At 53.3% G+C, this 19,017-nt stretch carries 21 protein-coding genes; 19 read left to right on the top strand and 2 right to left on the bottom strand.

The window, feature by feature from the left end; all coding sequences use genetic code 11:
- The first annotated feature begins 308 nt into the window (after positions 1–308).
- The 4 genes from K0H81_RS11225 to oleD all read left to right on the top strand — a co-directional run bounded on the left by K0H81_RS11225 (position 309) and on the right by oleD (position 5,196).
- The gene (locus tag K0H81_RS11225; protein ID WP_011865512.1) at positions 309–1,358 is read left to right on the top strand and encodes a 3-oxoacyl-ACP synthase III; all 1,050 of its coding nucleotides are present in this window, start codon (positions 309–311) and stop codon (positions 1,356–1,358) included.
- A 90-nt stretch (positions 1,359–1,448) separates the two neighbouring features.
- Positions 1,449–2,321, top strand: a complete 873-nt coding sequence (locus tag K0H81_RS11220; RefSeq protein ID WP_144198920.1) for an alpha/beta fold hydrolase — start codon at positions 1,449–1,451, stop codon at positions 2,319–2,321.
- Positions 2,322–2,376: 55 nt separating this feature from the next.
- A complete protein-coding gene (gene oleC, locus K0H81_RS11215; protein WP_220058378.1) occupies positions 2,377–4,068 on the top strand; it encodes an olefin beta-lactone synthetase in 1,692 nt (563 codons plus the stop codon).
- Between the two features lie 6 nt (positions 4,069–4,074).
- A complete protein-coding gene (oleD, locus tag K0H81_RS11210) occupies positions 4,075–5,196 on the top strand; it encodes a 2-alkyl-3-oxoalkanoate reductase (RefSeq protein ID WP_220058377.1) in 1,122 nt (373 codons plus the stop codon).
- Positions 5,197–5,227: 31 nt separating this feature from the next.
- On the opposite strand, the gene K0H81_RS11205 is transcribed toward oleD, so the two are convergent.
- Together K0H81_RS11205 and bioA are read right to left on the bottom strand one after the other, a co-directional pair.
- A complete protein-coding gene (locus K0H81_RS11205) occupies positions 5,228–5,650 on the bottom strand; it encodes a globin domain-containing protein (protein WP_220058376.1) in 423 nt (140 codons plus the stop codon).
- A gap of 161 nt (positions 5,651–5,811) precedes the next feature.
- Positions 5,812–7,152: an adenosylmethionine--8-amino-7-oxononanoate transaminase gene (bioA, locus tag K0H81_RS11200; protein WP_220058375.1), complete on the bottom strand. Its 1,341-nt coding sequence runs from the start codon at positions 7,150–7,152 to the stop codon at positions 5,812–5,814.
- Between the two features lie 149 nt (positions 7,153–7,301).
- Here bioA and bioB point away from each other — a divergent pair, with 149 nt between their 5' ends.
- The 15 genes from bioB (at position 7,302) to K0H81_RS11125 (ending at position 19,004) form a co-directional block, all read left to right on the top strand.
- The gene (bioB, locus tag K0H81_RS11195; RefSeq protein ID WP_220058374.1) at positions 7,302–8,354 is read left to right on the top strand and encodes a biotin synthase BioB; all 1,053 of its coding nucleotides are present in this window, start codon (positions 7,302–7,304) and stop codon (positions 8,352–8,354) included.
- A 22-nt stretch (positions 8,355–8,376) separates the two neighbouring features.
- Entirely contained in the window at positions 8,377–9,525 is a 1,149-nt protein-coding gene (locus K0H81_RS11190) for an 8-amino-7-oxononanoate synthase (RefSeq protein WP_220058373.1), read from the top strand.
- Positions 9,526–9,683: 158 nt separating this feature from the next.
- Complete coding sequence (locus K0H81_RS11185; protein WP_220058372.1) at positions 9,684–10,532, top strand: methyltransferase domain-containing protein; 849 nt, start codon at positions 9,684–9,686, stop codon at positions 10,530–10,532.
- A 15-nt stretch (positions 10,533–10,547) separates the two neighbouring features.
- The gene (gene bioD, locus K0H81_RS11180; protein WP_220058371.1) at positions 10,548–11,261 is read left to right on the top strand and encodes a dethiobiotin synthase; all 714 of its coding nucleotides are present in this window, start codon (positions 10,548–10,550) and stop codon (positions 11,259–11,261) included.
- 316 nt (positions 11,262–11,577) lie between these two features.
- Entirely contained in the window at positions 11,578–12,441 is an 864-nt protein-coding gene (htpX, locus tag K0H81_RS11175) for a protease HtpX (protein WP_144198936.1), read from the top strand.
- 337 nt (positions 12,442–12,778) lie between these two features.
- Positions 12,779–13,129 (top strand): tetraheme c-type cytochrome CctA, encoded by a 351-nt coding sequence (gene cctA / locus K0H81_RS11170; protein ID WP_144198938.1) that lies wholly within the window; start codon positions 12,779–12,781, stop codon positions 13,127–13,129.
- Positions 13,130–13,533: 404 nt separating this feature from the next.
- The gene (locus tag K0H81_RS11165) at positions 13,534–14,085 is read left to right on the top strand and encodes a curlin (protein WP_220058370.1); all 552 of its coding nucleotides are present in this window, start codon (positions 13,534–13,536) and stop codon (positions 14,083–14,085) included.
- A 161-nt stretch (positions 14,086–14,246) separates the two neighbouring features.
- On the top strand, positions 14,247–14,873 hold the full coding sequence (locus K0H81_RS11160) for a LuxR C-terminal-related transcriptional regulator (RefSeq protein ID WP_144198940.1): 627 nt from the start codon (positions 14,247–14,249) through the stop codon (positions 14,871–14,873).
- Positions 14,870–15,337, top strand: coding sequence for a curli production assembly/transport protein CsgE (locus K0H81_RS11155; RefSeq protein WP_220058369.1), 468 nt, complete (start codon positions 14,870–14,872; stop codon positions 15,335–15,337). Before K0H81_RS11160 ends, K0H81_RS11155 begins: the two co-directional genes overlap by 4 nt.
- Before the next feature lie 14 nt (positions 15,338–15,351).
- Positions 15,352–15,771, top strand: coding sequence for a curli assembly protein CsgF (locus K0H81_RS11150; protein WP_220058368.1), 420 nt, complete (start codon positions 15,352–15,354; stop codon positions 15,769–15,771).
- A gap of 2 nt (positions 15,772–15,773) precedes the next feature.
- Positions 15,774–16,622, top strand: a complete 849-nt coding sequence (locus tag K0H81_RS11145; RefSeq protein ID WP_220058367.1) for a CsgG/HfaB family protein — start codon at positions 15,774–15,776, stop codon at positions 16,620–16,622.
- 230 nt (positions 16,623–16,852) lie between these two features.
- Positions 16,853–17,404 (top strand): hypothetical protein, encoded by a 552-nt coding sequence (locus K0H81_RS11140; RefSeq protein WP_220058366.1) that lies wholly within the window; start codon positions 16,853–16,855, stop codon positions 17,402–17,404.
- 260 nt (positions 17,405–17,664) lie between these two features.
- On the top strand, positions 17,665–18,015 hold the full coding sequence (hinT, locus tag K0H81_RS11135) for a purine nucleoside phosphoramidase (RefSeq protein ID WP_011865530.1): 351 nt from the start codon (positions 17,665–17,667) through the stop codon (positions 18,013–18,015).
- Between the two features lie 30 nt (positions 18,016–18,045).
- Positions 18,046–18,543 (top strand): PaaI family thioesterase, encoded by a 498-nt coding sequence (locus K0H81_RS11130; RefSeq protein WP_011865531.1) that lies wholly within the window; start codon positions 18,046–18,048, stop codon positions 18,541–18,543.
- On the top strand, positions 18,540–19,004 hold the full coding sequence (locus K0H81_RS11125; protein WP_011865532.1) for a PaaI family thioesterase: 465 nt from the start codon (positions 18,540–18,542) through the stop codon (positions 19,002–19,004). Before K0H81_RS11130 ends, K0H81_RS11125 begins: the two co-directional genes overlap by 4 nt.
- Positions 19,005–19,017 lie beyond the last annotated feature (13 nt).

Here is a 19,017-nt window from a genome sequence, read left to right as displayed (position 1 = left end):
TTTGCCAGATTAGCGACTGTCAGACTCACGCCCGCAAGATTGGTGCTTGTCTGATTAGTACTGCCAGAGTTGCTTTTTTAGCCACTTAACGAACCAAGAATCGGCAGATGAGCTTTTCAGGCAATTAGCTTCTAGAGAAGAAACCAGCGGGCGCTGTCATAAATTTGCCGATCGATGTCGAAAAAAGCCGCCCTATGGCGGTTTTTTATTGAATCATTCGCCGTTTCTTGCTCAAATGGCGGGTTAACACTGAAAGATAAAAATTGGCCGAATAAGTGCCGATATAATGAGCGAAACAGAACGGTTTCATGAAATATTCTCGCGTTTTTATAAATAGTCTGGCCTATGAGCTGGCACCTGAAGTGGTTTCGACTTCAGAGTTAGAGTCTCGATTAGCTCCCTTGTATCAGAAATTCAGGATCCCTATGGGGCAGCTCGCCGCATTGACCGGGATCCATGAGCGTCGCTGGTGGCCGAAAGGGCATAGATTGTCCGATGGCGCCCTGGCGGCGGCGCACAAGTCTATCGAGGAGACGGGGATAGATGTGGCCGATCTCGGCGCCGTGATCTATACCGGTGTCTGCCGCGATCAGCACGAGCCGGCGACCGCCTGTCGTATCGCCGCCGAGCTTGGGGTGTCTAAGGACACCGCCATCTACGACATCAGCAACGCCTGTCTGGGTGTGTTGTCCGGCATTCTGGATATCGCTAACCGCATCGAGCTGGGTCAGATCAAGGCTGGCCTGGTGGTTTCCTGCGAGTCGGCGCGTCATATCGTGGATATCACCATAGATAACATGCTGGCCGAGCCCACGATGCAGAATTATGCCCAGTCGCTGGCGACCCTGACCGGTGGCTCTGGCGCCGTGGCTGTGCTGCTTACCGATGGCAGCCTGCCGCTTAAGAGTGAGCGTCAGCATCAGCTGCTCGGGGCGAGTCACCTTTCGGCGCCCGAACATCATAATCTCTGTCAATGGGGATTACAGGAAGCGGGCACCCAGCTATACCGCGAGTTTATGCGCACCGACGGTGTGGCCCTGCTGAAAGAAGGGGTCGAGCTGGCTCGCCATACCTGGGCGCATTTCCTCGAGCAGCGTAACTGGCTGGTGGAGCAGGTCGATAAGGTGATCTGTCATCAGGTGGGGGCCTCAAACCGTAAGCAGGTGCTGAGCGCGCTCAATATCCCTCAGGAGAAAGAGTTCCCTACCTATCAGCTACTCGGCAACATGGGCACAGTCTCGCTGCCTGTGACGGCAGCCATGGCACACGACCAGGGTTTCCTGCGCAAGGGCGATCAGGTCAGTTTCCTCGGTATAGGCAGTGGTCTCAACTGCATGATGCTTGGACTCAAGTGGTAGAGCGCCCTTCATCTTCTTACTGACAGTACAGCATAGGGGCGACGCCGAGGGGCGGCGCCCACTTAACGCATAATCATAACAGGTACCCCCATGCTCGATTCGTTATTTCCTTTTAAGCGCAATTACTTAGATCGTAATGGTCACAAGTTGCAATATGTGAATGAAGGCCAGGGTGAGCCCGTGGTCATGGTGCATGGCAACCCGAGCTGGTCTTTCTATTATCGCAATCTGGTGACGGCGTTGAGCCCGAATCATCAGTGCATAGTGCCGGATCATATCGGCTGCGGTCTGTCGGATAAGCCAGACGATGCCGGTTACGACTATACCCTGAAGAATCGTATCGACGATCTGGAAGCCTTGCTGGATCACCTTGAGGTGAAAGAGAAGATCACCCTGATCGTTCACGACTGGGGCGGCATGATAGGCATGGGCTATGCGGCCCGTCATCCCGAGCGGATCAAGAAAATCGTAGTGCTCAACACTGGCGCCTTTCATCTGCCAGAAGCTAAGCCGTTTCCTTGGGCGCTGTGGATCTGTCGTAACACCCTTCTGGGCACAGTATTAGTACGCGGTTTTAATGCCTTCTCCTCTATCGCTTCTTATATTGGCGTTAAGCGCGCGCCTATGCCAAAGGCGATACGCGAGGCCTATGTGGCGCCGTTTAACTCTTGGGCGAATCGTATCTCGACCCTGCGCTTCGTGCAGGATATTCCGCTCAAGCCCGGTGATCGCAACTATGAACTGGTGAGCGAGATCAGCGAGAAACTGAGCCAGTTTAGCCAATTGCCTATGATGATCTGCTGGGGACTCAAAGACTTTGTATTCGACAAACACTTCCTCGATGAGTGGAAGCGTCGATTCCCCGAGGCTGAGGTGCATGAGTTTGCCGACTGTGGTCACTATATCCTGGAAGATGCCAGCGATGAGGTGGTGGCCCAGGTGCAGCAATTTATGGCGCGTTAACTCACGTATTAACGTAAAAACGGTCACGCATTAACGTAAAAAAAGGGTAAGGCGGATGTCAGAGACGATTCAAGTCGGCGCCAATTTGTGTCGTCATCTCAACCGGGCGGCCAAAGAGGCCCCCAATGAGCTGGCGGTGGCGGTACAAAAGGCCAGTGGGGTCTTGAGTAAACAGCTTGAGTACCAAGAGCTGAATTTTGCCGAGCTTGATGCCATGAGCGACATCCTGGCCCACGGCCTGTATGCCTATGGCATCAAACGCGGCGCCAAGGCGGTGCTGATGGTGACGCCGAGCCTTGAGTTCTTCGCCTTAACCTTCGCCCTGTTTAAGGCTGGGATAATCCCTATCTTGGTGGATCCAGGCATGGGGGTGAAAAACCTCAAGCAGTGTTTTCAAGAGGCCGAGCCCGATGCCTTTATCGGGATCCCCAAGGCCCACCTGGCCAGACGCCTGTTTGGTTGGGGCAAGTCAAGCCTGACTCACCTGGTGACCGTCGGCGGCAGTAAGCTGTGGGGCGGTGCGAGCCTGGAACAGCTTAAGCAACTAGGGCGAGGCAAGGGGCCTTTCTCTATGGCTCAGCTCGATTGTGACGAGATGTGCGCCATCTTGTTTACCAGTGGCAGCACGGGCACCCCTAAGGGCGTGGTCTATTCCCATCGTATGTTTGAGGCGCAGATCAGCGCCCTCAAGCACGACTATCAGATAGCGCCCGGTGAGCGGGATCTCGCCACCTTCCCGCTGTTTTCCCTGTTTGGCCCAGCGCTGGGCATGGCCTCGATCGTGCCAGAGATGGATGCCAGCAAGCCGATCACAGCTAATCCCGATTATATCTTTGCGGCCATCGAGCGTTATGCCTGCACTAACATGTTCGTCAATCCGGCGCTTATCGAGCGCTTGGGGCTGGCGGGCACTTCACGGGATAAAAAGGTAAAACTTGGCAGCCTGAAACGGGTGATCTCGGCGGGCGCCCCGGCGACCATTGCATCTATTAAGCGTTTCAGTGAGATGCTAACGAGTGATGCGCCGGTGCTTAACTCCTACGGGGCTACCGAATCACTGCCGCTGAGCATGATAACCAGTCACGAGCTGTTTGATACTACCGAAGTTACAGACAATGGCGGCGGCATCTGTGTCGGCAAGCCGATAGATGGCGTCAGCATGCATATCATAGAGATAGATGAGGCCGAGATCCCAACTTGGTCGGCGGATCTCTGCCTGCTAAGGGAGCAGATAGGCGAGATTGTGGTGCAGGGCCCCATGGTGAGTGCCAGCTATTATCGGCGCGATAAGGCCACGGCCCAGGCGAAGATCTTCGATGGCGAGGGTCAGCATTATCACCGCATGGGGGATCTGGGTTATCTCGATAATCAGGGACGCCTGTGGATGTGCGGTCGTAAGGCCCACAGGGTGGATTGCATGGTCGATGGTCAGCCACGGCGTTATTTCTCTATCCCCTGCGAGCGTATCTACAACACTCACAGCGACATCAAGCGTTCCGCCTTGGTGGGCATAGAGGTAAAAGGGGAGATGCAGCCCTTAATTTGTCTCGAGTTGGAGCAGGGGCTGAGTTGTAGCAATGCCGCGGCGCTTTATACCGAGCTTAGGCTGCTGGGTGAGGCCCATAGCCAGACTCAGGGGATCACCCGCTTTCTGATCCATCCGGGCTTTCCCGTCGATATCCGCCATAACGCCAAGATCTTCAGAGAGAAGCTGGCGGTCTGGGCGCAGTCCACCTACAAGGAGTGATCGCCCGTGAGCATCACCAAGCATTCTAATCACACAGACAACGTAAATCTGCTCCCTGAAGAGCTTGAGGCGTTAACCCTGCTGGCGGGTCTTAGCCGCCATGCCTTGGTAACCGGCGCCGGCGGCTTTCTGGGTAAGGCGATCTGTCAGCGCCTCATAGCGGCGGGCATCGAAGTGACAGGCTTTGCCAGAGGGCATTATCCCGAGCTTGAGGCCATGGGCGTTAACATGGTGAGCGGCGATATCTGCGATCTTGACGCATTGACAGACGCCATGGCGGGCTGCGACTTGGTTTTCCATGTGGCCTCTAAGGCCGGGGTGTGGGGCAGCAAGGAGAGTTATTTTGCCCCTAACGTGCTGGGCTGTGACAACCTGCTTAAGGCCGCTGTCGCCCATGGCATAGACAGTTTCGTCTATACCAGTACCCCGAGTGTGACCTTTGCCGGTGAAGATGAATCTGGCATAGACGAGCGCGCGCCCTATGCCAGTCATTTCCTCAACTATTATGGCGAGTCCAAGGCGATCGCCGAGCAGAGGGTGACGGCCGCAAATGGCACCTCATTGTCGAGTGCTGATTTTCCCTCTGAAGGCAAGCTAAATACCGTATCCCTTCGGCCCCATCTCATCTGGGGGCCGGAAGATCCTCACCTGGTGCCCAGGGTGATCGCCCGTGCACGAGCCGGTAAGCTCAAGTTAGTGGGTAAGGCCGATAAGCTGGTGGATACCATCTATGTTGGCAACGCGGCCTACGCCCATATTTTGGCGGCGTTGACCCTCAAGCAGAACCCACAGCGGTGCGCCGGAAAGTGTTACTTTTTGAGTAACGATGAGCCGATCACCATGGCGGCCATGCTCAACAAGATCTTGGCCTGTGCCGAATTGCCCAAGGTCGAGCAGCGGGTGCCCGCCAGCGTCGCCTATCTGGCCGGCGCCCTGTTAGAAGGGGTCTACGGCCTGCTGGGGAAGCGCGATGAGCCCATCATGACACGCTTCGTAGCCAGACAGCTCTCTACCAGTCACTATTTCGACATCTCTGCGGCCAAGCGCGACCTTAACTATCGCCCCTTGGTTTCGATCGATGAGGGAATGGTACAGTTAAGCGACTGGCTGAAGCGGGAAAAAGTATAAGATTAAGATAGGCGAGATGCTGGCAGCCTGATCAGGATGCCGCTTCCTGCATGGCGGCAATCATCACCTTGGCAATCTCATCGTAATAACTTGACCAGGCCTGCTCGATAGCCGGGCTGGATGCGTCTCGCAGACAATCCTGAATCGACAGCAACAAGGCGGCGCGCACCACCTCAAATTGGCTGATAGTGACGCCGTAATCCAGATGCTTTCGTCCCAGCTCCTCTAGCTTAGGCTTGACCTCATTGAATTGATGTACCTTGGCGACGGCCGTGGTGATAAGCTCGTTGAAATGATACTCGAATACCGGCCGCTCGCTCTGGAACATGGGACGGATCAAGGGCGCCATGGCGAACAGGCAATCGTAGAAGTGCGAAGCGAAGTTACTGTTTTGCCGATTGATCTCGGCAAAGGATTTTTGAATAAGCTGTTTTTGCTCGTCGGTGAGAGGCATAGCTTTCCCGGTTTTCTGAGTTGAGCCTGTCGAGTGCGATTCGATGGAGCGCCAATCAGCGCGCTGAGACTTAAGCGAATCGGCACGCCTTGGCTAACTATAGCTCAGCGGGAGTTGAAGGGCGCAATCTTGTGCCCTTGAAATTAGAAAGGAAAGCTGGGTTACCCGTGGCTGATAAAGCCCGCGTCATCGCCGTTCGATGCTTTCGCATTAGCCCCCGCGATGGCGGCGACCTCCAGCATCGCCTGGGTGAGGCGGCTAAGCTGCTGCGCGCTAATGGTGTAAGGCGGCATGATATAGATATAGCTCGAGAAGGGGCGAACCCAGACGCCGCGATCCACAAAGGCCTGTTGCAATGCTGCGGTATTGACGCTGCGGGTCATCTCTATCACGCCAACGGCGCCCAAACAGCGCACCGCTTTTACCCCGTCGATTGCGCTGGCGGCTGCTAACTCCTGTTTCATCTGCCGTTCGATGGCGGCTACCTGCTCGGGCCACTGGTGTTGATTGATCAGATCCAGGCTGGCACTGGCGGCGGCGCAGGCCAGCGGGTTACCCATGAAGGTAGGGCCGTGCATGAAGACGCCGGAGGGGGAGTCGCTGATCCCCAAGGCCACCTCGTCACTGCACAGGGTGGCAGCCAGAGAGATGTAACCGCCGGTGAGCGCCTTACCCAGACAGAGAATATCCGCCTCAATACCTGCATGCTGGTAGGCAAACAGTTTGCCGGTGCGGCCAAAGCCTGTGGCTATCTCATCTAAGATCAACAACACCTTGTAGCGATCGCACAGGGCACGCAGTCCTTTCAGATAGTCGGCACTGTAGAAATGCATGGCGCCGGCGCCTTGCATGATAGGCTCTATGATAACCGCCGCTATGGTCTGGTGATGGGCTTCAAGCAGCGACGCCATCGCCTCGAGATCGTCAGCTATCAAGTTTTCACCGAAGGGGGTCTTGGGGGCAGGGGCAAACAGCTGCTGAGTCACCGCCTCGCCAAACATGGTATGCATGCCGCCTTCGGGATCGCACACGCTCATCGCGGCAAAAGTATCGCCATGGTAGCCATGCTTTACCGTGAGTATTCGCTGCTTGTTTGGCGCGCCGCGTCCCTGCCAATATTGCAGTGCCATCTTCATCGCCACCTCGACGGCAATCGAGCCCGAATCGGCCAGAAACACCTTGGTAAGATTCTCGCTGGTCATGGCAAGCAGCTTCTTGCTCACCGCGATGGCGCTGGGGTGGGTGATGCCGCCAAACATCACATGGCTGAGGGTCGATAGCTGTTTCTGCATCGCCTCCAGAATATAGGGGTGGCCGTAACCGTGTACACAGGCCCACCAGGAACTGGTGCCATCGATCAGGCGTCTGCCATCTTCCAGGATCAATTCACACCCCTCGGCCGACACCACACCATAGGCAGGAAGGGCCTGAGTCATGGAGGTGTAGGGGTGCCAGATATGTTGTCGGTCGAATTGATGGTCGATCTGAGAGTTAACAGACATAAAAAATCCTGATTAATTTTTAATCGTTAGTAAACCGGTTTAACTGGTTGGCGTTGACAGATTAAGGCCTAAGGGTATGCTAAGCAAGATAAATGTCGCCGGAAATCAAGCATTCCGGCTCAAAATAGCAACTTGAAGGTTGGTAATCAATGTCCGAAATAGCCTTACGTCACGATTGGCAACGTGATGAAATTGAAGCACTTTTTGCGCTACCTATGAATGACCTGCTGTTTAAGGCCCATAGCATTCATCGCCAGCATTTCGACCCTAACGAGGTGCAGATCTCACGCCTTCTGTCGATCAAGACCGGCGCCTGCCCAGAGGATTGCAAGTACTGTCCTCAGAGTGCCCGCTACGATACCGGCCTTGAGAAAGAGCGACTGATCGAGATTGAGAAGGTGCTGACCGAGGCCCGCGCCGCCAAGGCCGCCGGGGCGTCACGCTTCTGTATGGGCGCCGCCTGGCGTAATCCCCATGAGCGCGATATGCCGTATTTGAAGGATATGGTCAGCGAAGTGAAAGCCATGGGCATGGAGACCTGCATGACCTTGGGGATGCTCAGCGAATCCCAGGCCAAAGATCTGGCCGACGCAGGACTGGATTACTACAACCACAACCTGGATACCTCGCCAGAATACTATGGCGATATCATTACCACACGTACCTATCAGGACAGGCTCAACACCCTGGATAACGTGCGCGCCGCCGGCATGAAGGTGTGCTCTGGCGGTATCGTCGGCATGGGCGAGCAGGCGAGCGATCGCGCCGGGCTGTTGCAGCAACTGGCTAACATGGCTAAGCATCCCGAGTCTGTGCCCATCAACATGTTGGTGAAGGTTGCCGGTACCCCATTTGAAAACTTAGACGATCTGGATCCGCTGGAATTTGTGCGTACCATCGCCGTGGCGCGTATCGTGATGCCATTGTCACGGGTCCGCCTGTCGGCAGGGCGCGAGAAGATGACGGATGAGCTACAGGCTATGTGTTTCTTTGCCGGCGCCAACTCTATCTTCTACGGCTGTAAGTTGTTGACCACGAGTAACCCGGAAGAGAACGAAGATATGACGCTGTTTAAGCGCCTGGGGCTTCATCCCGAGCAGGGCAAGGCGGGCACGGTCGAAGAGGATAAAGCGGTATTTGCCAAGGCGCAGGCCGTTAAAGACAAGGCCTCACAGCCTTTCTACGATGCGGCGGCGCTCTAAGTTGCTCGGTAATTAAACCCATATGCCTCGGCTTCAGCAGAAAATCGATGAAAAGATGCAGCGCGCGGAACAAAGCGGGCTGCTCAGGCGTCGTCAGCAACTGACTCAGTCGGTTGGCGGTGCTAACCGTTTAGTGCATCAGGGAAGCATCAAGCATAACTTTGCCAGCAACGATTACCTGAGCCTGAGTCAATCGCCTGAGCTTATCGAGGCGCTAGGTGAGGGCGCGAGATTATACGGCGTCGGCAGCGGGGCCTCGCCCTTGGTCACAGGTTATAGCGATGCCCACGCGGCGCTCGAGCAGGCGCTGTGCGAGGCTACCGGCCATGAGGCGGCCTTGCTCTTTAGCAGCGGCTTTAGCGCTAACTCTGCCTTGATGAAGACCTTGCTGGACAAGGAGAGTGTGGTGGTGGCCGATAAGCTGATCCACGCCTCCCTGATCGACGGCCTGCTGGAAAGCGGCGCCCAGTTAAAACGCTTCGCCCATAACGATTTAGATGCGGCCAAGCTACTGGTAGATAAGCATCAGCCGCTGGCGGTGGTGACCGAGAGCGTCTTCAGCATGGATGGCGACATGGCGCCCATAGATGAGCTCTATACGCTTGCACAGGCAAATGATGCCTGGTTGATAGTCGATGATGCCCACGGTTTTGGCGTCCTGCCACTGGGCGGGCACAACAGGGTCGATGCCAGCCGCTGTGATCTTCAAATCGTCACCTTCGGTAAGGCCCTTGGCTGCCAAGGTGCGGCGATTTTAGGCTCGCGCGCCAGTATCGATTTTCTGGTGGCCCATGCCAGGGACTATATCTATTCCACTGCCTTGTCGCCGGCCAGTGCCCATGTGACCCTCAAGGCGGTGAATTTGATTAAAAACGGTGATCGCAGAGACAGATTGGCTCAGTTGATTGAGGCATTTAAGCTGGCCGCAAAGGCGAGGGGGCTTAGGCTGCTTGGTAGTCATACCCCGATACAGCCGCTGGTGGTGGGGGATATCGATAAGCTTGCCAAGGTCGATCGTGAACTAAAGGCCGCGGGTTTCTGGGTGGGCGCGATTCGGCCACCGACCGTGCCTCAGGGAAGTGCCAGGCTCAGGATCACCTTAAATGTGAATCATACCCAGGCAGATATCGAGGCCCTGGCCGATCAGCTGCAGCAAGCCTTGCAAGATTAAGCGGCATTTTATTTTTCCAAAGGAAGTCTGATTCTGTGTGTAGTGAATTAGCCAAAGATGTGCCTACGAATATGTCGAGCAAGATGCCAAGCCTAACGCCCAGTTCATTGCCAAGACAAATGCCAACACTAGTGCCTAAAGTGCAAGGTAAAGACTGTATGAAAGAGGCGATTAGTGCAGACAAGATAGCGCGGCAGTTCTCCCAGGCGGCTAAGCACTATCAGGAGCATGACAAGGTGCAGCGTCTCAGTGCGCAGAGGCTGAGGGCCAAAGTGGTGCCCGTCGGACGTTTGTTAGATATCGGTTGTGGCCCAGGTACAGATTTTTCCGCGGCGCCAGGTCTTAATGAGGTGCTGGGGCTGGATATCGCCCCCGGTATGCTATCGCAGATGCTCGAAAGTTTTCCTGGCTACAAGGCGCTGTGCGGCGATGCCCAGGCGTTGCCCCTTGCCGATGCCAGCATAGACACCCTCTACTCAAACCTAGCGCTGCAGTGGTGCAGCGATATCAAGACGGCCATAGGTGAGCTTGCCAGGGTACTTAAGCCCGGCGGTCGATGTCATCTCGCCATCGTCGTCGATGATAGCCTTTCTGAGCTCGACGCGCTCGGGCTAAGGGTTAATGGCTTCGAGCAAACCCAGACGTTGCTCGATGGGTTCAGTGATACCCATTGGCAAATTGAGCACCAATCGGTAGAACCTCTGCGGGTGCATTTCGACGATCTTAAGACGCTGCTCTATTCCATCAAGGGGGTAGGCGCCTCTGCCGCTATGGGCAGCTCTGTTTCCCAAGGCTCAGATGTCACTCAGGACTCAGATGGCAATCAAGACTCAGATGAAACTCTGGGCTCAAATGGAACAAAGGGCTCAGTGAGTAAGCCGCTACCTAGGCTTCGTGGGCGTCAGGATTGGTTGGCCCTCTGCGATCGCGCCGAGGCGATGCGTCAGCCAGAGGGACTTCCCTTGACCTATCAAATCTTATTTATTCATGCGAGCCGCAGAGGCTAGTTAAGGAAAGGGTTAATGCGTTATTTCATCGCCGGCACAGATACCGACAGTGGCAAGACCTTGGTGGCTTCCTCACTCCTCTATCTGGCGAGCAAGCAAGGTAGTACCTTAGGGGTAAAACCCATCGCCTCGGGTTGTGAGCCGACGTCTGAAGGGCTGAGAAACAGCGACGCCCTGGCATTGATGGCTCAGTCTAATGTGAAGCTTGCCTATGAAAGAGTGAACCCTTTTGCCTTTAAGCCTGCCATCGCGCCCCATATCGCCGCCGAGCAGGTAGGCGTCACTCTTGATGCCGATCTGGTCACGGCTCAACTTATGGCCCTGCCATTTGATGAGGTGGATTTTGCCTTGGTAGAAGGGGCGGGAGGCTGGCGTCTGCCGCTTAACTATGCGCTTCGGGTTCAGGGTAAGCTTAATCCACAGGCCTTTCTGTCCACTGTGGCAATCGATCTGCAGTTGCCGGTGATCTTGGTGGTCGGGGTTAAGCTGGGTTGCCTCAACCACGCACTGCTGACTCAAGAGGCGATTCAGGCCGATGGGGTAAAGATAGCTGGCTGGGTGGCAAACTGCGTCGATCCCGATATGCAGGTGACTGACGAAAACCTCTCGGCGCTTACTGCCTTGATGGACGCCCCATGTCTCGGGGTCATCCCACATCTTACTGAATGTTCTAGCCAAAACGCCGCGCAATACTTAGATCTTACCAAGCTGGTACTAGGTCAAGGTTAGCCAACTCTCGCATCAATAGCGCCTGTTGAATGAGAGCCTTTGATTAACAAAACACCACTCTCTGATTACTGGAGGAATTATTAATAAAGATTAACGGCTTATCCCGCCAAAGCCGATAAATTTAAGATTGGCTTAATATAGGGCTTCTAGACTCCACGCCAAGGTCTACACTTTTTGGCGTGGCTGCGCACTCAATCGTACCCACCAAAAATATTTTTACGTTCAACCCTTGAACTCTGACTTATCGGACATATTATGTCGTTAAGAGAGGCTGATGACACATAGGGTGTCTCATACAGGGCTTATAGGAGCTTACATGAAGCGTATTTTCTTATTGATCGCGACAAACATGGCAATCTTGCTGGTCGCTTCAATTGTGATGTCTATTTTAGGGGTTAACACCTCGACCATGGGCGGGCTATTGGTCTTTGCCGCCATCTTCGGTTTCGGCGGCGCCTTTATCAGCTTAGCGATTTCTAAGTGGATGGCGAAGAAGACCATGGGTTGTGAAGTGATCACCACTCCGCGCGACAACATGGAGCGCTGGTTGGTTGAAACCGTTGCGCGTCAGGCTGAGCAGGCGGGTATCAAGATGCCTGAGGTGGCCATCTACCAGTCACCCGAACTAAACGCCTTTGCCACAGGCCCGAGTAAGGACAACTCTCTGGTCGCCGTCAGTAGCGGACTGCTTTACGGCATGACCCAAGATGAGATCGAAGGCGTATTGGCCCATGAGGTGAGCCACGTGGCCAACGGCGACATGGTGACCCTGACTCTGATCCAGGGCGTGGTGAACACCTTCGTGATCTTCGCGGCCCGCGTGGTGGCGAGCATTATCGATAACTTCGTTGCCAGCAACGACGAAGAGGGCGAAGGCCTGGGCATGTTTGCCTACATGGCAGTCGTCTTCGTGTTGGATATGCTGTTTGGTATCCTGGCATCTATGATAGTGGCTTACTTCTCACGTGTTCGTGAGTTCAAGGCCGATGCCGGCGGCGCTCAGTTGGCTGGTAAGCATAAGATGATTGCGGCGCTGGACAGATTGCGTCAAGGCCCTGAAACTGGTGCCATGCCAGCACAGATGGCCGCCTTTGGTATCAATGGTAAGAAGTCGATGGCCGAACTGATGATGAGTCATCCGCCACTGGAAAAGCGTATCGAAGCACTGCGCGCACAATAATCGATTGTCGATTGATAAAACGGGAGCCTAGGCTCCCGTTTTTTATATCCTTTCTTTGCAGTTGCGGTTTTGCCTTTTTGAGCGGCAACGAGAAATGCTCATTTGCATAGCCGTAGTGTGATGTGGATCATGTTTATCTGTGAGTATGAGGCTTGCGGCATAGATATTTGATTAAGTGCACATTTTTAACGAGTTGCTATTGTTAGTATGCCCGCAAGAGAAATTTGCCTATTTGCAAAACCTTAGCTATTTTAAGCTAAGTTGTGCAATCAGGAACAAGGCAGGATGGGACATAACAACTACACCCACATCGCCAAACATAAGAGAGGAAATTATCGTGAGCAATAAAATTCTAAGTGCGTTATTTGGTGCTGGTTTGGCGGCGCTAGCCTTGTCTCCAGTGGCAATGGCTGAGCCTCAAGAACTTGCAGAGATGCATGCTGAGATGGAAGGCTGTGAAGCGTGTCACGCCAATGGTGAACCATCTGCCGATGGTGCTCACGAATTTGAGCAGTGCCAAAGCTGTCACGGTACGCTAGCCGAGATGGACGCAGTGCATAAGCCACACGACGGTAATCTGATGTGCGCCGACTGTCACGCGCCACATGATTCAAACGTGGGCGATCGCCCAGCCTGTGATAGCTGCCACGACGATGGCCGCACCGCAGACTCTGTATTGAAGAAATAAGATTTTCATTACAGGATAATCGACAAACACCGGCAATTTGCCGGTGTTTTTGTATCTGTCATCGGCAGCCTTATTTCTGTCCAATCACTCGTGGCTGGAATATTAGCCAGATCTGCGAGTTCAACTCTCCATTTATCATTAATCAATTCCATTAGCCCATGCCAACGGTGCACAGATTCTGCCAAAAGGCGGGTATATGGCGGATAAGCCTTCACCAGTCCGTGTGTTTTATCGCCGCACTCATCTCTAAATCCAATCTTTTGAGATTTTCCTTTAGTAGAAAAGTATTAGGCCTGCTGCCTGAATAGATACTTTGTCTAGCGGGACTTAATACTCTTTGTGGACGTAAGTCCTTCGTCTTAGATAGATAATCTTGGCCATAAGAACTGATAGGTGCGCCACGGATGGAAACAAAATTGATGCAAGCAGTCTTTAAGGCCGGGCATTTTGCCTGGCGTCAGGCAATCAGCGGATTGTTCTTGTTAGCGATGCTTTTTGCTGGCTTGCCTGTGTGGGCAGATGATCTCAGTAGCCTTGATGAGTTGGCCCTGGGGGATAATGCTCGCATCATGCAGCTTGGGGATGCGCTGCTGGCCGATATTACCCAGAGCGGCGACGCGAACCGCGCCTTGTTTACCCAATTTGGGGTGGCCAACAGCGCCGAGTTGCAGCAGCAGGGGATCGGCAATCAGGCGTATCTGCTGCAGCAGGGGGAGGCGATAGAGGCCAGACTGCTGCAGGTTGGGGTCAACAACAGCCTGATCGCCAGTCAACTTGGGTCTAATTTGTCTCTGGTGGCTGAGCAGCGGGGCAGCGATAACCAGGCCTATGTGCAGCAGAGCGGTTATGACAATGAGGTTAGCATCTATCAAAATGGTTCGGGTCATGGGGTGATTGTAACCCAGTGGGGGAATGCACAGAGAGCAAGTGTGACTCAGGGTTATACTCAGCAGTAAGGCGGTGAAAGATAAGGTGAAGGGATCTCACCTCAAACAGATATTGTGGTCGGGCTTGATAAAATTGGCGCAATTAAGATGTTATTTTTAATTCTATAGTTGTTATTATATGTGTCGGTTTAATGGAATACGCTTATAACTAGCGACATGGAGTGAGCAGGATGTTCAAAGTGATAAATTGGGTAGTGGTATCGCGATCGCAACTGTTGATTGATCTGTTGGAGACGCGTTGGCCCCAGGAGTTTCTGGTTAAACTGGCTAAGGTTACCCCCGAGAGTGTTGAAGTGACTATGAGTGAAGGGAATTACTCTTTGGTCGTTATCGATCTCGCCACCATAGATGTGCAGCGTGCCTACCAGGTACAAAAGCAGATCGAGAAGCGCCACAGCGCCCGCGTGGTATTCTTGCACTACCCGAAACAGATAGATGCAAGATTCTTAATTTCCCCCATTACCGCCGCCGTCTTTTATGGCGATGCTTCCCTTGAGCATATAGGCAAGGCCTTAGCCAATGTGCTACGCGGCCAGACGGTGATCCCCCATGCTTTGCTGTCGGCTTCTGCGGATCAGGAGCAACTCGACGGTGCCGATAACCTGACGATTCGTGAGCGAGAGGTGCTGCAGGCATTACTCTCGGGTAGCACTAACGTGGATATCGCCAATCAGTTGTTTGTTAGCGAGAGCACCATCAAGACGCATCTCTATCGTGTGTTTAGAAAGATTGGTGTTTCAAGTCGTGGACAGGCGATTGCCTGGGCACAGACTCATCTGCACGAGGTTCAGCAGTGAAATACCTTGGCCGCTTGCTCCTGTTAGCGGCCTTCTCGGCCCCTGTTTATTGTCAGGGTCCCGATGTCGACGAGGGCAGTAAATTGGCAGCGCAGAGCACGAGTGACGCGCCGCCTAGGTTGGAGTCTGATCTCATCGACGGACTGATCCTCAACCGCGCGATGACCCGCGTCGGACACAGATTTTATCGTGAATTTGTCGCCGCCTATCGAGATATAGGTGGCATGACGGAGCACGGTGGACTGAGTATTGTCGAGCTGGCCACTGCGCGAAGTGGCAGCAAGATCAGCGTGTTACACAATCGCAAACCTATCTTTGTGACAGTGGTGTCACCGGCAAGTCGGCAGTTGGATAAGCTGGCGGAGCAGGTGGCCAGACGCGTCGACAGTATATTGAAGCAAAACAAGAAACAGGCTAGCTGGGCTCAGTGGTTGGATCCCGATTTAGCGCCTGATGAATTCTAATAGGGACATTTTCAATGAATCAAGCTAAGTCTTTTCGACCGATAGCCCTGCTATTGGCGGGTGCGTTCAGCCTGAGCTCTCAGGCGACGCAGCTTATTTATACCCCAGTGAACCCCAATTTTGGTGGCAGTTATCTCAATGGCTCCTACCTGTTGGCAAATGCCTCGGCGCAGAACGATCACAAGGGTGGCTCAGGTTATACACCCCCCAGTGCCCTCGAGCGCATGGCAAGTTCCCTTGAGTCTCGTCTGATGAGCCAACTCTTTAACGATGCGGCCAATGGCGGTGAGGGCTATCTCAAGACCACGGACTTCGAAATCCAAGTGGTCAACGAAGATGGCATGCTACTGGTGCATATTACCGATCTATTGACCGGCGAAACAACGGTGATCGAAGTTGGTGGGTTGAGCGACAGTTCGAGTGTGGGTGGCTAACGATGAAACCTTTGTTGATGGCCGCTGGCCTGTTATTTCTCTCTGCATGTTCTAGCACAAGTGATCTCGAACAGGTACAAGCCTCTTCGAGCCTAATGCCTAAGGGCGAGAGCTACTATGATCTTATCAACCTGCCTGCGCCCCAGGGGGTGATGCTGGCCGCCGTGTATGATTTTCGAGATCAGACAGGTCAGTATAAGCCAATTCCGTCGAGTAACTTTTCTACCGCCGTGCCCCAGAGTGGCACCGCATTTCTGGCCCAGGCGTTGAATGATTCCAGTTGGTTCATTCCCGTCGAACGTGAAGGGCTGCAGAATCTACTTACCGAACGTAAGATTGTCAGGGCCGGGCTTAACGGCGATGCCAACAAGCTGCCTCAGCTGAATTCGGCGCAGATCCTGATGGAAGGTGGCATAGTCGCCTATGATACCAATGTCAGAACCGGTGGCGCGGGGGCCCGCTACCTGGGCATAGGCGCGGCAACTCAGTTTCGTGTCGATACAGTGACAGTCAACCTGAGGGCGGTGGATATTCGCACCGGACGCTTATTGAGTAGCGTGACCACTACTAAGTCTATTTTGTCCAAAGAGATCACAGCCGGGGTGTTTAAGTTTATCGATGCCCAGGAGCTGCTTGAGTCTGAGCTTGGCTATACCTCAAACGAGCCTGTGAGTTTGTGTGTGGCATCGGCCATCGAAAGTGCGGTGGTGCATATGATTGCCGATGGGATCTGGAAAGGTGCTTGGAATTTAGCCGATCAGCCCAGTGGTCTGCGCAGTCCAGTGTTACAAAAATATTGGTTAGAAGCCCATTCCGAGGCCAGGGTGCGAGCAAAAATCAATCAAAGCTAAGGCTGTTTTTGCTTTGTGTCATACTTTGCTATGCATGTATGCATAGCGCTTAGCACTTTTGTATGATGTCGGTGGGTTCAAATTTAACATCTATATTACTTAAGATTAACTTTGGTTAACCTTTTATTTTTTATAGGTTTTTAATTGAGTTTGGTTTCGTGTCGCAGCCCAATAGGGTAGAATTCGTCAAGTTTTTGACTTGCTGAATAGGTACGATGAAGAAGTTAGCATTGTTAGTAGTGTTAGCGCCACTTTATGCACATGGAATGGCGCCTTTCGGGCTTGATTGGGGTGAAGATGTCAGCCAGTATGGCGAGGTCAAACGCCAGGGAGATGAACTTAGGGTAGAAACCCATGTATTACCTAAGTCTTTATCTCTAGCCAAGGATTATGTGCTTTTTGCCGATAGGCAACATGGGCTACTAAAAGTCATCATGACAAGCAGAAATTATGGACTGTATGATGATGACTATAAAGAAGATTTCAATTTTATTAAGCAATCGCTAGTCGATACCGGCTATCAAACCACAGAGTTCATTGGCAGTGAGATGAGCTCTTATAAATGTGTGTTGCAGGGTAGCTGCTACGGCAAGCGCTGGTATGGCTTTACCGACGATGGCACCAATGTGGCGCTAGAGCAGGTGGCCAAGACCCGCCAAGATGCCTATCTCAAGCTGACATTCAAGGCGCCCAAGCTACTGCAGATAGAAGCCGAGCGCGAGGATCTCAAGCAGCTCAAACAGCAAGATAAGATGAACAGCGATAGATTAGCATTCGATTAAATAGTCGCTAACATCGATGGGGTGATCGGCCGTGTTCAGCGCCGTGCTGCTAATTACGCTGCCTACTCTCATTGCACCCGCTTTTCATAGGGCCCCCTTTATCATAGTGCCCACTTGGTTATTCAGGTGGGTTCTTTCATTGTCCGAGCTAAAAAATCATCACTCACCGACTGAGTTAACTCCTTTATTTATATGATGGATCACAAACAGCTTATTTGTGAGTATACTGACAGGATTAACGTCATATTGAGGATAGTGCAATGGCCGAAGAGACCATTTTCAGTAAAATTATTAGACGCGAAATTCCCGCCGATATCCTGTACCAAGATGAATTGGTCACCGCCTTTCGTGACATTCAGCCTAAGGCGCCAACCCATATTCTGATCATTCCCAATCATCTGATCCCGACGGTTAACGATGTCAAGGCATCGGACGAGAAGGCTCTGGGGCGCATGATGACGGTAGCGGCCAAGCTGGCCGATGAAGCCGGCATCGCAGAGGATGGGTATCGTCTCATCATGAACTGCAATAAGCATGGCGGTCAGGAAGTCTTCCATATCCATATGCACCTGTTAGGCGGTGATTTCCTAGGGCCGCTAGTGTCGCGTTAATCCCAGACTATTCTTGGACTGTGTAGAGTAATGAAGACAAACCCTGATTTTTTCCCGCTGACAGACTTGGCGACCCGCTTCGTCGGTCAGCTAGTGCAGTGTCGCAGACTTGGGCTCAGTGTGCTTGAAGCCAGTGAGCAGCATGTGCTGATCGAGCTGCCCTACAGCAGTGAGCTTATCGGTTACCCAGACACAGGCGTGATACATGGCGGGGTGATCACCACCCTGATGGACACCGCCTGCGGCACAGCCGTGGTCTGCAACATCTTCGATAAGTACAAGTCGCTGGAGTTGTCGCCGACGCTGGATCTGCGGGTCGACTACATGAAACCCGCCGAACCTAACAAAAGCGTCTATGGCTTTGCCGAGTGTTACAAGCTCTCCTCGAGCGTGGCCTTTACCCGCGCCATTGCCTATCAGGATTCTATCGACGATCCTATCGCCCATGCGGTGGGTTCTTTCATGCGTATCAGCCCTGAGATGGTGGGCGACGCCTTCAGACAGGCTCTGATGGGAGAGGGGAAATGACCATGGTCACGCCAGAAGCCAATCAGGCATTAAACGTTAAAGATATCGTTAAGAAGGCGACAGAACTCAACGATTTCGGTCACCTGTTGGCCCATGTTCCTTATGCTAAGTTTATTGGCATGCAGGTGGCGCGCTTCGGTGACGAGCTGGTATTTCAGCTGCCGAAGAAAGATGAAAATATCGGTAATCCAACCCTGCCGGCCATTCATGGCGGGGTGATCGCCGGTTTTATGGAGATGTCGGCGATCGTGCAGCTGATGGTGTTTATGCAGACCACCAAGGTGCCAAAAATCGTCGATTTCTCAATCGATTACCTGAGGGCTGGCCACCATAGAGATAGCTTCGCCGAGTGTAAGATCACCCGTCAGGGACGCCGCGTGGCGAACGTAAACATCAACTGCTGGCAAACCAACCGTAAGGCCTTGATTGCCACCGCCCGTGCCCATTTTCTGATCGAATAGACATTAAGGTGTA

Origin of the sequence: Shewanella halotolerans (assembly GCF_019457535.1) — a bacterium.
In the GTDB taxonomy this organism is placed as follows: domain Bacteria; phylum Pseudomonadota; class Gammaproteobacteria; order Enterobacterales; family Shewanellaceae; genus Shewanella; species Shewanella halotolerans.
The sequence above is the reverse complement of the archived record's forward strand: the minus strand, read 5'-3'. Positions and strand labels throughout refer to the sequence as shown.

Bases quoted from the DNA above. Each gene is read 5' to 3' on its own strand.
- K0H81_RS11160 (WP_144198940.1), top strand. From the start codon at position 14,247: ATGTTCAAAGTGATAAATTGGGTAGTGGTATCGCGATCGCAACTGTTG.
- K0H81_RS11190 (WP_220058373.1), top strand. From the start codon at position 8,377: ATGCCTCGGCTTCAGCAGAAAATCGATGAAAAGATGCAGCGCGCGGAA.
- hinT (WP_011865530.1), top strand. From the start codon at position 17,665: ATGGCCGAAGAGACCATTTTCAGTAAAATTATTAGACGCGAAATTCCC.
- htpX (WP_144198936.1), top strand. From the start codon at position 11,578: ATGAAGCGTATTTTCTTATTGATCGCGACAAACATGGCAATCTTGCTG.
- K0H81_RS11205 (WP_220058376.1), bottom strand. From the start codon at position 5,650: ATGCCTCTCACCGACGAGCAAAAACAGCTTATTCAAAAATCCTTTGCC.
- K0H81_RS11125 (WP_011865532.1), top strand. From the start codon at position 18,540: ATGACCATGGTCACGCCAGAAGCCAATCAGGCATTAAACGTTAAAGAT.
- bioA (WP_220058375.1), bottom strand. From the start codon at position 7,152: ATGTCTGTTAACTCTCAGATCGACCATCAATTCGACCGACAACATATC.
- bioD (WP_220058371.1), top strand. From the start codon at position 10,548: ATGCGTTATTTCATCGCCGGCACAGATACCGACAGTGGCAAGACCTTG.
- K0H81_RS11145 (WP_220058367.1), top strand. From the start codon at position 15,774: ATGAAACCTTTGTTGATGGCCGCTGGCCTGTTATTTCTCTCTGCATGT.
- K0H81_RS11130 (WP_011865531.1), top strand. From the start codon at position 18,046: ATGAAGACAAACCCTGATTTTTTCCCGCTGACAGACTTGGCGACCCGC.
- bioB (WP_220058374.1), top strand. From the start codon at position 7,302: ATGTCCGAAATAGCCTTACGTCACGATTGGCAACGTGATGAAATTGAA.
- K0H81_RS11225 (WP_011865512.1), top strand. From the start codon at position 309: ATGAAATATTCTCGCGTTTTTATAAATAGTCTGGCCTATGAGCTGGCA.
- K0H81_RS11220 (WP_144198920.1), top strand. From the start codon at position 1,449: ATGCTCGATTCGTTATTTCCTTTTAAGCGCAATTACTTAGATCGTAAT.
- K0H81_RS11165 (WP_220058370.1), top strand. From the start codon at position 13,534: ATGGAAACAAAATTGATGCAAGCAGTCTTTAAGGCCGGGCATTTTGCC.
- oleC (WP_220058378.1), top strand. From the start codon at position 2,377: ATGTCAGAGACGATTCAAGTCGGCGCCAATTTGTGTCGTCATCTCAAC.
- K0H81_RS11150 (WP_220058368.1), top strand. From the start codon at position 15,352: ATGAATCAAGCTAAGTCTTTTCGACCGATAGCCCTGCTATTGGCGGGT.
- K0H81_RS11185 (WP_220058372.1), top strand. From the start codon at position 9,684: ATGAAAGAGGCGATTAGTGCAGACAAGATAGCGCGGCAGTTCTCCCAG.